General features: G+C 68.1%; 13 protein-coding genes and 1 pseudogene. 13 read left to right on the top strand and 1 reads right to left on the bottom strand.

Annotated features, from left to right (window positions below):
• Window positions 1–71: 71 nt before the first annotated feature.
• The 11 genes from ACXRVZ_RS22540 (at window position 72) to dut (ending at window position 10,410) form a co-directional block, all read left to right on the top strand.
• Window positions 72–1,046 (top strand): BMP family lipoprotein, encoded by a 975-nt coding sequence (locus tag ACXRVZ_RS22540; protein ID WP_457423520.1) that lies wholly within the window; start codon window positions 72–74, stop codon window positions 1,044–1,046.
• 78 nt (window positions 1,047–1,124) lie between these two features.
• Window positions 1,125–2,672, top strand: coding sequence for an ABC transporter ATP-binding protein (locus ACXRVZ_RS22535; protein WP_457423518.1), 1,548 nt, complete (start codon window positions 1,125–1,127; stop codon window positions 2,670–2,672).
• Window positions 2,669–3,772 carry an ABC transporter permease gene (locus tag ACXRVZ_RS22530; RefSeq protein ID WP_457423516.1) on the top strand — a complete coding sequence of 368 codons (1,104 nt, stop codon included), beginning with the start codon at window positions 2,669–2,671 and terminating at the stop codon, window positions 3,770–3,772. Before ACXRVZ_RS22535 ends, ACXRVZ_RS22530 begins: the two co-directional genes overlap by 4 nt.
• Window positions 3,772–4,737, top strand: coding sequence for an ABC transporter permease (locus ACXRVZ_RS22525; RefSeq protein WP_457423514.1), 966 nt, complete (start codon window positions 3,772–3,774; stop codon window positions 4,735–4,737). Before ACXRVZ_RS22530 ends, ACXRVZ_RS22525 begins: the two co-directional genes overlap by 1 nt.
• Window positions 4,737–5,153 carry a cytidine deaminase gene (gene cdd / locus ACXRVZ_RS22520; RefSeq protein WP_457423512.1) on the top strand — a complete coding sequence of 139 codons (417 nt, stop codon included), beginning with the start codon at window positions 4,737–4,739 and terminating at the stop codon, window positions 5,151–5,153. Before ACXRVZ_RS22525 ends, cdd begins: the two co-directional genes overlap by 1 nt.
• Before the next feature lie 9 nt (window positions 5,154–5,162).
• The gene (locus tag ACXRVZ_RS22515) at window positions 5,163–5,999 is read left to right on the top strand and encodes a purine-nucleoside phosphorylase (RefSeq protein WP_457423510.1); all 837 of its coding nucleotides are present in this window, start codon (window positions 5,163–5,165) and stop codon (window positions 5,997–5,999) included.
• Complete coding sequence (gene deoC / locus ACXRVZ_RS22510) at window positions 5,996–6,760, top strand: deoxyribose-phosphate aldolase (RefSeq protein WP_457423508.1); 765 nt, start codon at window positions 5,996–5,998, stop codon at window positions 6,758–6,760. The genes ACXRVZ_RS22515 and deoC overlap by 4 nt, the downstream gene beginning before the upstream one ends.
• 5 nt (window positions 6,761–6,765) lie before the next feature.
• Window positions 6,766–8,076 (top strand): thymidine phosphorylase, encoded by a 1,311-nt coding sequence (deoA, locus tag ACXRVZ_RS22505; RefSeq protein WP_457423507.1) that lies wholly within the window; start codon window positions 6,766–6,768, stop codon window positions 8,074–8,076.
• Entirely contained in the window at window positions 8,016–8,759 is a 744-nt protein-coding gene (trmB, locus tag ACXRVZ_RS22500; protein WP_457423608.1) for a tRNA (guanosine(46)-N7)-methyltransferase TrmB, read from the top strand. Before deoA ends, trmB begins: the two co-directional genes overlap by 61 nt.
• Entirely contained in the window at window positions 8,759–9,964 is a 1,206-nt protein-coding gene (coaBC, locus tag ACXRVZ_RS22495) for a bifunctional phosphopantothenoylcysteine decarboxylase/phosphopantothenate--cysteine ligase CoaBC (protein WP_457423505.1), read from the top strand. The genes trmB and coaBC overlap by 1 nt, the downstream gene beginning before the upstream one ends.
• Complete coding sequence (gene dut / locus ACXRVZ_RS22490) at window positions 9,961–10,410, top strand: dUTP diphosphatase (RefSeq protein WP_458232845.1); 450 nt, start codon at window positions 9,961–9,963, stop codon at window positions 10,408–10,410. The genes coaBC and dut overlap by 4 nt, the downstream gene beginning before the upstream one ends.
• Window positions 10,411–10,437: 27 nt before the next feature.
• Here the strand turns inward: dut and ACXRVZ_RS22485 are convergent, their stop codons facing one another.
• On the bottom strand, window positions 10,438–10,959 hold the full coding sequence (locus ACXRVZ_RS22485; protein ID WP_457423501.1) for an FKBP-type peptidyl-prolyl cis-trans isomerase: 522 nt from the start codon (window positions 10,957–10,959) through the stop codon (window positions 10,438–10,440).
• 40 nt (window positions 10,960–10,999) lie between these two features.
• Here ACXRVZ_RS22485 and ACXRVZ_RS22480 point away from each other — a divergent pair, with 40 nt between their 5' ends.
• Together ACXRVZ_RS22480 and ACXRVZ_RS22475 are read left to right on the top strand one after the other, a co-directional pair.
• Entirely contained in the window at window positions 11,000–12,121 is a 1,122-nt protein-coding gene (locus tag ACXRVZ_RS22480; RefSeq protein ID WP_458232844.1) for a JmjC domain-containing protein, read from the top strand.
• Between the two features lie 8 nt (window positions 12,122–12,129).
• Window positions 12,130–12,595 (top strand): annotated as a pseudogene (locus ACXRVZ_RS22475) (hypothetical protein); the annotation flags it as partial.

Below are 12,595 nucleotides of genomic sequence, written 5' to 3'. Positions count from 1 at the left end.
TTTTTCAGGTTAGTAAAACTCGGACGATGTTTTCTACAATGCGCCCCTTTCGCCTTGCCCGAAGCCACCCCATGAAATTCGCGCTGCCCCGACTTTCCCTGGCCCTGATGCTCGTCTGCGGCGCCGCCCAGGCCCAGCAGCCTGCGGTGATCTTCGACATGGGCGGCAAGTTCGACAAATCCTTCAACCAGGCCGGCTACCAGGGTGCCGAGCAGTGGAAGAAGGAGTCGGGCAAGACCTATCTCGAGTTCGAGATCAGCAACGACACCCAGCGCGTGCAGGCCATTCGCCGCATGGCCGAGAAGGGCGCCAGCCCCATCATCAGCATCGGCTTCGCCCAGGCGTCGGCCTTGCAGCAGGTGGCCAAGGAATTCCCCAAGACCCAGTTCGCCATCATCGACGCCAAGGTCGACCTGCCCAATGTGCAGTCCCTGCTGTTCAAGGAGCATGAGGGCAGCTACGTCGTCGGCGCCATGGCCGCGCTGGTCAGCAAGACCGGCAAGGTGGGCTTTGTTGGCGGCATGGACATCCCGCTGATCCGCAAGTTCCAGTGCGGCTATGAGCAGGGCGCCAAGGCGACCAACGCGAAGATCGAGGTGTTCTCGAACATGACGGGCACCACGTCCACGGCGTGGAATGACCCGACCCGCGGCGGTGAGCTGGCCAAGAGCCAGTTCGCCAAGGGCTCGGACGTCGTCTTCGCCGCCGCTGGCGGCACCGGCGTGGGCGTCTACCAGGCGGCCAAGGACGCCGGCAAGCTCGCCATCGGTGTCGACAGCAATCAGAACCACATCCAGCCCGGCACCATGCTGACCTCCATGGTCAAGCGCGTGGACGTGGCCGTCTACAACGTGCTGAAGGCCTGGAAGCCCGGCGTCAGCGTGCTGGGCCTGAAGGAAGGCGGCGTGGACTACGCGGCCGACGAGAACAACGCCAAGCTGCTGAACCCGACGCTGAAGGCCAAGGTCGACGCGGTCAAGGCGGACATCATCAGCGGCAAGATCAAGGTCGCCGACTACATGGCGGACAACGCCTGCAAATACTGATGGCATTGCGGGATGGACCTGACGGCGTACCCGCCGGCAGCTCCGTCCTCAACTGACTGAGAGCGTTCTCGCCCCCACATGCCAGAGCAAGCCACCCCTGCCGCCGTCCGCCTTCAAGGCATCTCCAAGCGCTTTGGCGCCGTGCAAGCCAACCGCGACGTGTCTTTCGACATCGCGGCCGGCAGCGTGCATGGCCTCGTCGGCGAGAACGGCGCCGGCAAGAGCACGTTGATGGCCATCCTGTATGGCTACTACCACGCCGACTCTGGGCAAATCGAAGTCAACGGCCAGCAGGTCCACATCGCCAACTCGCAGCAGGCGATTGCCCTGGGCATCGGCATGGTCCATCAGCACTTCATGCTGGTCGAGACGCTGACCTGCCTGGAAAACATCATGCTGGGCGCGGAAGGCGGCTTCTTCCTCAGCGCCTCCAAGGCCAAGGTGCGGGCCAAGCTGGTCACGCTGATGCGGGAGACCGGCCTGCATGTGCAGCTCGACGCCGTCGTCGCCGACCTGCCGGTGGGCGAGTTGCAGCGGCTGGAAATCCTGAAGGCGCTGTACCGCGGCGCCAGAATCCTGATCCTCGACGAACCCACGGCCGTGCTGACGCCGCAGGAAACCGACCAGCTCTTCATCACGCTGCGCCGTCTGAAGGAACGCGGCACGACGCTCATCCTCATCACGCACAAGCTGCGCGAGGTCATGAGCCTGTGCAGCGCCGTCACGGTGATGCGCGCTGGCCAGGTCGTCGAGACGCGGCCCATTGCCGAGTGGAGCGAAGAAGCGCTGGCCGAGTCCATGGTCGGCCGCAAGGTCACGCTGGGTCGGCCTGAGGGGATGGAAGTTCACGCCGGTGAAGTGCGTCTGCAAGCCACCGGCCTAAGCCTGAAGCATGCCAACGGCGTGCCGGCGTTGAAGGACGTGAGCCTGACGCTGAAGGCCGGCGAGATCGTCGGCGTGGCCGGCGTGTCGGGTAACGGCCAGAGCGAGCTGCTGGAGGTGTTGTCCGGCCTGCGCGCGCCCGAAGGCGGCCGGCTGGAGCTGGGCGGCGCGTCGTTCACGCCGAGCGCCTGGCTGGACACGGCCCAGGCCCGCCCGCTGCGGCTGGCGCATGTGCCCGAAGATCGCCATGCCGTCGGCCTGGTCATGAGCTTCCCGGCCTGGGAGTCGGCCGTGCTGGGCTACCAGAACCTGCCCAAGTACCGCCGTGGCGCGACGATGGACCACGCTGCGATGCGCGACGCCACCAAGCAGATGCAGGAGCGGTTTGACGTGCGCCCGCGCGACGAGACCTTGGGTTCATCCAAGTTCTCCGGCGGCAACCAGCAGAAGCTCATCCTCGCCCGCGAAATCGGCGAGCAACCCACCGTGCTGCTGGTGGGCCAGCCCACGCGCGGCGTCGACATCGGCGCCATCGAATTCATCCACGGCCAGCTGCGCGCGCTGCGCGATGCCGGCTGCGCGGTGCTGCTGGTCAGCAGCGAGCTGGACGAGATCCTGGCGCTGGCCGACCGCGTCGTCGTCATGAACTGCGGCCGCATCACCGGCGAACTGGCGATTGAAGACTGCGACGAGAAACGACTCGGCCTGTTGATGGCCGCACAAGAAGAACGAGCGGCCGCATGAGCCAACCTTTGACCCTTCCCCGCTGGATCGACATCGGCCTGCTGCCGCTGTGGAACCTGGCCATCGCGCTGGTCGTCGCCGGCCTCGTCGTCATGGTCATCGGCCACAGCCCCTGGCAGGCGTTGACAGTGCTGCTCAACGGCGCCCTCGGCAGCGTGCGCGGCCTGGGCTATTCGCTGTACTACGCGACGACCTTCATCTTCACCGGCCTGGCGGTCGCCGTGGCCATCCATGCCGGCCTGTTCAACATCGGCGGCGAAGGCCAGGCGACGCTGGGCGGCGTGGGCGTGGCGCTGGTGGCGCTGTGGCTGGGCGCCAAGCTGCCGGCGGTCGTCATGCTGCCGCTGCTGGTCATCGCCGCCGCTGCTTTCGGCATGCTGTGGGCGGCGCTGCCGGCCTATCTGCAGGCCTGGCGCGGCAGCCACATCGTCATCACGACGATCATGTTCAATTTCCTCGCCGCCGGTTTGAACGGTTATCTGCTGGTCAACTGGTTGCGCCCGGCCGGCAGCATGTCGGTCGAGTCCGCCGAGTTTGCCGAGAGCGCCCGCATGCCGGCCCTGCACCAGATCGCCGCCGCGTTTGGCGTCGAGCTGCCGTCCTCACCGCTCAACCTCAGTCTGGTCATCGCGCTGGTCGCCTGCGTCTTCGTCGGTTGGTTCCTGTGGAAGAGCGCCGCGGGCTATGCCGTCCGCGCCGTCGGCAGCGCGCCGCGCGCGGCCCACTACGCTGGCATCCGCCCGCGCGCCCAGGTGCTGCTGGCCATGGCCATCTCCGGTGGCCTGGCCGGCATGGTGGGCATCAATGAGATCTCCGGCGTGCAGGGCAAGCTGACGCTGGACTTCGTCGCCGGCGCCGGCTTCACCGGCATTGCCGTGTCGCTGATGGGTCGCAACCACCCGGTCGGCATCGTGCTGGCGTCGCTGTTGTTCGGCGTGCTCTACCAGGGCGGCGTCGAGGTGTCGTTCGAGTTGCAGGGCTTCAGCCGCGAGATGGTCGTCACGGCGCAAGGCCTGATCGTGCTGTTCTCAGGCGCGATGGCCACCGTGAGCGCGCCGCTGTTCGCCAAGGCCTACGCGGCCATCAAGGGAGGTCGCTGATGGATGAAGTCCTGATCGCCTCGGTGCTGGCGTCCACGCTGCGCGTCAGCGCGCCGCTGCTGCTGTGCGCGATGGCCGGCGTGCTGTCCGAGCGCGCCGGCGTCATCGACCTGGGCCTGGAAGGCAAGATGCTGTTCGCGGCCTTTGCGGCAGCTGCAGCGGCTTCGGTCACGCATTCCACCGGCTACGGCCTGCTGGCGGCCATCGCCGTCGGCTGCGTCGCGTCGCTGCTGCACGGCTTTGCCTGCGTGACGAATCGGGGCGACCAGGTCGTCTCCGGCGTCGCGCTGAACATGATCGCCGCCGGCCTCACCGTCGTGCTCGGCATCGCCTGGTTCCAGCAGGGCGGGCAGACGCCGCCCATAGACCCCGATGTACGCCTCACGGCCATCGCCAAGGGCTTTGCCGAGCCGCAGCCGGGCAATTGGTTCGCGTCCGTCTTCGGCCACGGCCTGCTGAGCCACAACGTGCTGGTCTACGTCGCCTTCCTGATGGTGGCCGCCGTGTGGTTCTTCCTCGAGCGCACCCGCCCGGGCCTGCGCCTGCGCGCCGTCGGCGAGAACCCGGCGATGGTCGAGGCCGCCGGCATGTCCGTGCAGCGCCTGCGCTACCGGGCGCTGCTGATGAACGGCGTGCTCTGCGGCCTCGCGGGCGCCTACCTGACGCTGGCGCAGAACGCCTCCTTCTCGCCCAACATGACGGCCGGCCGCGGCTTCATCGCGCTGGCCGCGATGATCTTCGGCAAGTGGAAGCCTTTGCCCACGCTGGGCGCCTGCCTGCTGTTCGGCTTCCTGGACGCAATGGCCATCCGCATGCAGGGCGTGCAGCTGCCAGGCATCGGCGAAGTACCCGTGCAGCTGATCCAGGCATTGCCCTACATCTTGACGGTCGTGCTGCTCGCTGGCTTCATTGGTTCTGCCATCGCCCCCAAGGCCCTCGGCCGACCCTACGTGAAGGAACGCTGATGGAACTCTCTCAAGACCTGCTGAACCGCCTGCTCGCCGAGTCCCTGCGCGCCCGCGAGTTCTCGCATTCGCCTTACTCCAAGTACAAGGTCGGCGCCGCCGTCCTCGACGAGCAGGGCCGCATCCACATCGGCGCCAACATCGAAAACGCCTCCTACCCGCAGGGCTGGTGCGCCGAGCCCTCGGCGTTGACGGCCATGCTGATGGCCGGCGGCAAGCGGGCCGTGGCCGTCCTCGTGACCGGCCCTGGGCCGGACATCATCACCCCCTGTGGCGGCTGCCGCCAGAAGCTGCGGGAGTTCTCCGTTCCGGAAGAACTTGTCATCATTGCCGGCGATCCTGGCGGCATCCGCCAACGCTGGACCCTGGCCGAGTTGCTGCCCTACAGCTTCGGCCCCGAACATCTCAAGACCTGAGGTCCCCCCATGATCGATAACCAAAAACTCGACGTCGCCATCACCGCGAGCGTCGACAAGCTGCAATCCCTGTTCGGTGACGCGCCCGGCGTCGCCGTCGTCCTCGGTTCCGGCTGGGCCGGCGCGGTCAGTCATATCCAGAGCGCCCAGACGCTGCCCTACACCGAGCTGCCGGCATTCCCGCAGCCCAAGGTGGAAGGCCATGTCAACGAGATCGTTGTCGGCAACATCGGCAACCAGCGCGTCGTCATGCTGCGCGGCCGCGCCCACACCTACGAGAGTGGTGAGTGCACCGGCATGGCCGGCGCGCTGCGCACCTTGAAGCGCTGGGGTGTGAAGGTCCTGCTGCAGACCAATGCCTCCGGCTCCCTGCGCGCCCACATGCAGCCCGGCAGCCTGATGCTGATCGCCGATCACATCAATGCGCCGCAGCGCAGCCCGCTCGTGGGCGAGCAAGGCAGCCAGCGCTTCATCGACATGAGCACGGCCTACGACCCCGAGCTGCGCAAGCACGCGCTGGCCCTGGCCAAGCGCGAGAACCTGATGCTGGGCGAAGGCACCTACGTCTGGGCGCTGGGCCCGCAGTTCGAGACACCGGCCGAGATCCGCATGTTTGCCGCCTGGGGCGCCGACGCCGTCGGCATGAGCACCGTACCCGAGACCATCCTGGCCCGCCACGCCGGCCTGCGCGTGATGGGCCTGGCGCTGATGACCAACATGGCCGCCGGCCTGTCGGCCGAAGTGCTGACGCACGAGCTGACGATGAAGCAGGGCCAGGCCTCGGGTGAGCGCGCTGCTGCCTTCCTGTCTGCACTGGTCGCCAGTTTGGCGGACCTGACGCTATGACTACGGATCTGAAGGCTGCGGCCCGCACCGCGCTGGCCTGCCTGGACCTGACCAGCCTCAATGACGCCGACACGGCTGCCGACATCGCCGCGCTGTGCAAGCGCGCGCAGACGCCGCATGGCCCCGTCGCCGCCGTCTGCGTCTGGCCCCGTTTCGTCGCCCAGGCCCGCGCGGCGCTGCCGGCGGCCGTCAAGGTCGCCGCCGTCGCCAACTTCCCCGATGGCGCACTGGACCTGGCCCGCGCGCTGGCCGACGTCCAGACCATCGCGCAAGCCGGTGGCGACGAGGTTGACGTCGTGCTGCCCTGGCGCGCGCTGCTGGCCGGCGACAGCACCGAGGTCTCGGAATTCCTGTCCGAAGTCCGCTTCGCCAGCCGCCCGCTGACGCTCAAGGTCATCATCGAATCCGGCGAGTTGCAAACGCCCGAGCGCATTGCCCAGGCCACCCGCCTGGCCCTCGCGGCCGGTGCCGATTTCGTCAAGACCAGCACCGGCAAGACCAAGACCGGCGCCACACCCGCCGCCGCCGCCGTCATGCTGAAAGAAATCGCCGCGAGCGGCCTGTCCAATGCGGGCTTCAAGGCCTCGGGCGGCGTGCGCTCGGTGGCGGATGCCGCTGGCTACATCGCGCAAGCGCAGGCCGCCCTCGGCGCCGATGCCCTGAACCCGCAACGCCTGCGCTTCGGCGCGAGCGGCTTGCTGACTGACATCGAAGCAGTCTTGACCGGTGCCGAATCGCCCGCCGTAACCGCTGCTTATTGATCCCCATGCTTGCCCAAGAAATCATCCGCGCCAAGCGCGACGGCCACGCGCTGAACGAAGCGCAGATCCAGAACTTCGTCGATGGCCTGACGCACAACTCCTGGAGCGAAGGCCAGGTCGCCGCCCTCGGCATGGCCGTCTTCCTGCGCGGCATGGGCCGCGACGAAGCCGTGCTGCTGACGCGCGCCATGATGAACTCCGGCCGCGTCATGCGCTGGCCCGACATGCCCGGCCCGGTGCTCGACAAGCACAGCAGCGGCGGCGTGGGTGACAAGGTCAGCCTGATGCTGGCGCCCATGGTGGCGGCCTGCGGCGGCTACGTGCCGATGATTGCCGGTCGCGGCCTGGGCCACACCGGCGGCACCGTCGACAAGCTCGAAGCCATCCCGGGCTACACGACGACGCCCGACCCGGCGCGCTTCGACCAGATCGTTCGCTCGCTCGGCTGCGCCATCATCGGCCAGACGGCCGACCTCGCTCCTGCCGACAAGCGCTTCTACGCCACGCGCGACGTGACCGCGACGGTGGAGAGCGTGCCGCTGATCACCGCCAGCATCCTGTCCAAGAAACTCGCCGCCGGCCTCGAAGGCCTGGCCATGGACATCAAGTGCGGCAACGGCGCGTTTGCCTCCACGCCCGAGTTCGCGCGTGAGCTGGCCGAGAGCATCGTTGCCGTCGCTGGCGGCGCGGGCCTGAAGACGCGCGCGCTGATCACCGACATGAACCAGATCCTGGGCAGCGACGTCGGCAATTCGCTGGAAGTCATCGAGACCATCCGCTACCTGAGCGGCGAGGCCCGCGAGCCGCGCCTGCACGAGGTGACGCTGGCGCTGTGCGCCGAGATGCTGGTGCTGGGCAATCTCGCGGCCGACACCGCTGCCGCGCGCGTGATGCTGCAAGCCGCGCTGGACTCCGGCGCCGCGGCCGAGAAGTTCGCCAAGATGGTCGTCGCCCTCGGTGGCCCGGCCGACCTGATGGAGCGTCCGCACGCCTACCTGACAGCCGCGCCCGTCGTGAGGCCCGTGCCCGCGCCGCGCGCCGGTGTCGTCACCACCATGTCTACGCGCGATCTCGGCGTGGCCATCGTCGAGCTGGGCGGCGGCCGCCGCAAGGCTGGTGACGCTATCGACATGCGCGTCGGCTTCTCCGAGGTCAGGCCCGTCGGTACGCGCGTCGCCGCCGGCGAGCCACTGGCGCTGATCCACGCCGCCGATGCCGCCGCCGCCGACCGCGCCATCGCGTCCTACCTCGCCGCCTGCACGCTGGAAGATGCCGACGTGGCCGCCACGCCCATGGTCATGGCCGAGGTCGGCTGATGGAAGAGAAGGACTTCCCTCGCCGCGCCATCAAGAGCTTCGTCACCCGCGCCGGCCGCATGGGCACGGGCCAGATCAAGGCGCTGGCCGAGCTGGGCCCGAAGTTCGTCCTGCCCTACAAGCCCGAGCGCCTGGACGCTGAAGCCACGTTCGGCCGCCAGGCCCCGCTGGTGCTGGAGATCGGCTTCGGCATGGGCGGCGCCACCGCCGAGATCGCGGCCACGCTGCCCGATCACGACTTCATCGGCTGCGAGGTGCATGAGCCCGGCGTGGGCGCGCTGCTCAAGCTCATCGACGAGAAGCAATTGGCCAACATCCGCATCGTCCAGCACGACGCGGTCGAGGTGCTACGCGACATGATCGGCCCCGACCTGCTGGCCGGCGTGCACCTCTTCTTTCCCGACCCCTGGCACAAGACCCGCCACCACAAGCGCCGCCTGATCCAGCCGGACTTCGTTGCCAAGCTGGTGCAGCACATCAAGCCCGGTGGCTACCTGCACTGCGCCACCGACTGGCAGCCCTACGCCGAGCAGATGCTTGAAGTCCTGTCGGCCGAGCCCTCCCTCCTGAACACCGCTGCCGGCTATGCTGACAAGCCCGCCTACCGCCCGTTGACCAAGTTCGAGGCCCGAGGCTTGCGTCTCGGCCACGGGGTCTGGGATCTGGTGTTCAGGAAGCGTTGATGACAAGTCCCCTTCACGGCAAACACATCCTCCTCGCCATGACCGGCGGCATCGCCGGCTACAAGATCGCCGAGCTGACGCGCCTGTTTGTGAAGCGCGGGGCGACCGTGCAGGTCATGATGACCGAGGGCGCACAGCAGTTCATCACGCCCGTGACGATGCAGGCGCTGTCTAACCGGCCCGTCTTCACGGATCAGTGGGACGCGCGGCCTGACAACAACATGGCCCACATCAACCTCAGCCGCGAGGCCGATGTGATGCTGGTCGCACCCGCCAGCGCTGACGCCATGGCCGCGCTCGCGCAGGGCAGGGCGGACGACCTCGTCAGCCTGACCGCGCTGGCACGGCGCATCGCTGAATGCCCGCTGTTGGTCGTGCCGGCCATGAACCGCGAGATGTGGGCCCACCCCGCCACGCAGCGCAACGTCGCGCAGATCACTGCCGATGGCGCGACCGTCATCGGACCCGCCAACGGCGACCAGGCCTGCGGCGAGATTGGCGACGGCCGCATGCTGGAGGCGCAGGAAATCTTCGACGACGTCGAGGCCTTCCTGGCACCCAAGACTCTGCGCGGCAAGAAGCTGCTCATCACCGCCGGCCCGACCTTCGAGCCTATCGACCCGGTGCGCGGCATCACCAACCACAGCAGCGGCAAGATGGGCTTTGCCATCGCCCGCGCCGCCGCCGAAGCCGGCGCTGAGGTCACGCTGGTGGCTGGCCCCGTGCACCTGCCCACGCCGCGCGGCGTGCAGCGCATCGACGTGCAGAGCGCGCAGCAGATGTTCAAGGCCGTGCTGCCGCTGGCGCCTCAGCACCAGGTCTTCATCGCCACCGCCGCCGTGGCCGACTGGCGGCCGGCCACGGCCCACGACCAGAAGCTCAAGAAGGTCGAGGGCGAGTCGGCCGCGCCGACCATCGCCATGGTCGAGAACCCCGACATCCTGGCCACCGTGGCCGCATTGGCGCGGCCGCCGTTCTGCGTCGGCTTTGCGGCCGAGAGCGAAAAGCTCGCCGAGCACGCCGAGGCCAAGCGCCTGCGCAAGAAGCTGCCGCTGATCGTCGCCAACCTCGGCCCCGCCACCTTTGGCCGCGACGACAACGCGCTGCTGCTGATCGACGCCAACGGTCAGCGCGAACTTGCTCGTGCCGACAAGCTCACGCTGGCGCGCGAGCTGATCAAAGACATTGCCCAAAGACTTTCATGACCCCCATTGACCTGCAAGTGCTCGACGCCCGCATGGCCGAGCAGATCCCCGCCTACGCCACGCCCGGCAGCGCCGGCCTCGACCTGCGTGCCTGCCTCGATGCCGCCATCACGCTGGCACCGGGTCAGACGACGCTGATCCCCACGGGCCTGGCCATCCACATCGCCGACCCGGGCCTGGCCGCCATCATCCTGCCGCGCTCGGGGCTAGGCCACAAACACGGCATCGTGCTGGGCAACCTTGTCGGCCTGATCGACAGCGACTACCAGGGCCAGCTCATGGTCAGCTGCTGGAACCGTGGTCAGACGGAGTTCACCGTTCAGCCCTTCGAGCGCATTGCCCAACTCGTTATCGTGCCCGTCGTGCAGGCGCAGTTCCGCCGTGTGGACAGCTTTGATGCGTCCGAGCGCGGCGCCGGCGGGTTCGGCTCCACCGGCAAGGCGTAAAAAAAGGCGCCGTGAGGCGCCTTGTGCTCAGTGAAGCTGCTCGTCCGGCGGCGCGCCGGTCTGCACCATGAAGATGGGCTCGCCGACCGAGCCGGCCTCAACCTCAGCTTCCGTCGCCGCGCGTACGTCCAGCAGCGTCACATGCATGCGCAGGCCTATGCCCGCCAGCGGGTGGTTGCCGTCCAGCACCACGTGCTGGGGGTAGACCTCGGTGACCGTGTAGACCACGTCCGCAGGCATGCCTTCGGTGGCGGCGCCTTCGGGCAGACCTTCGATCTGCAGGCCGGGTTCGACGCCGTCCGGGAACAGGCTGCGCGCTTCGAAGCAGACCAGGCTGGAGTCGTAGTCGCCAAAGGCCTCCTCGGGCTGCAGCGCAAGGGCGGTCTCGAAGCCAGCCTCCTGGCCCTCCAGCGCTTCCTCCACCTTGGCGAAAAGGTCGTCCCCGCCGTGCAGGAACTCCATGGGTTCGGCCAGCTCGTCGATGAGCTGGCCCTGGGCATCTTCAAGTCTCCAACGCAGGGAGACGACACAGGGGCGGGTCACTTGCATGGGAGAGATTTTCGCACGCAGCTCTCGGCACAATGACTGCATGCAGATTGACCTCCCCACCCCCCTGCTGGCCGGCCTGAGTCCGGCGCAGTTCATGCGCAAGCACTGGCAGAAAAAACCGCTGCTCGTGCGCCAGGCCTTCGCCAATGCCGCGCCGCCCGCTTCATTGAAAGAACTAGCCACGCTGGCGGCGCGCGACGATGTCGAATCGCGGCTCGTCACGGCCTTCGACGGCGAATGGAAGCTCAAACAAGGCCCCATCGCCCGCCTTCCAGCGATGAGCAAGCCGGGCTGGACGCTGCTGGTGCAGKGGCTGGACCAGCACCTCGACCCAGCCCGTGCGCTGCTCGACCAGTTCCGCTTCGTGCCCGATGCGCGGCTGGACGACCTGATGCTGTCCGTCGCCAGCGACGGCGGCGGCGTCGGCCCGCATTTCGATTCCTACGACGTCTTCCTGATCCAACTGGCGGGCAAGCGGCACTGGCGCATCGGCGCTCAGCGTGACGCGGTGCTGCGCGACGACGTGCCGCTGAAGATCATTGCCAACTTCCAGCCCGAGGAAGAGTTCGTGCTGGAGCCCGGCGACATGCTCTACCTGCCGCCGGGCTGGACGCATGACGGCGTCGCCGTCGGTGCGGGTTGCGTGACGGGCTCCGTCGGTTTTCGCGCGTCGACGGCGGATGCGCTGGCGGCCGAGTTGCTGCCGCGCCTGTTCGACGAGATCGACGCGGGCGGCAAGCTCTATGCCGATCCGCGCCAGGAGGCGTCGACCGAACCGGGCCGTGTGCCGCAGGCCATGCTGGACTTCGCTCGCCGCGCCGTCGAAGCCGCCGTGCAACGCCCGCAGGCGCTGGAACGGGCCCTGGGTGAGGCGCTGACCGAGCCCAAGGCCCAGGTCTGGTTCGAGCCGGGCGAGCCTTTGCCTGAGGGGCAGGGCGCGTCACTCAACCGCCGCAGCCGCATGCTCTACGACACGGCCCATGTCTTCCTGAACGGCGAGAGCTTTCGCGCCGGCGGCCGCGACGCCGCGTTGATGCGCCGCCTGGCCGACTGCCGCCTGCTGACGGCGGCCGAGGTTGCGCGGCTGTCCCCCGAGGCGCGCGAACTGCTCGATCAGTGGACCGAGGACGGCTGGGTGCAGCCGCAAACCTCGCCAACGTAGCCAATGCCATGAACGCACAAAAGTTTGAAGGCCGAGTCGACTTCCAGCGTCTGCTCGTCGAGACGCTCGCCTGGGCGGCGGAGCAGGGTTGCCGCGAGCTGCATGCCTGGGACGCCAGCTTTGTCGACTGGCCGCTGTCCGAGGCTAGCGCCCTGGCCGCGCTGACCGCCTGGGCCGGGCATGGCCGGCAGGTGCACCTGCTGGCGTTGCAGTACGACGAGGTGGTGCGCCGCCATCCGCGCTTCGTGCGTTGGCGGCGGGACTACTCGCACTGTGTGACGGCGCGCGCCGTCGAGCCGGAACTGAAGCTCGACGCCGCGCCGGAGAGCCTGTTTCTGGCCATCGGCGCCGACGGACCCTTGAGCCTGCGCCTCTTCGACCGCCATCTCTGGCGCGGTGAACTCAGCCGGGATTTCGCCGAGCGATTGCGTGGCCTGGAGTGGTTTGATGCCGTGGCGCAACGCTCCTGCGACT

This window comes from Roseateles sp. P5_E8 (genome assembly GCF_054177665.1).
Note: the sequence above shows the minus strand (reverse complement) of the source record. Positions and strands in the feature narration are given on the sequence as shown.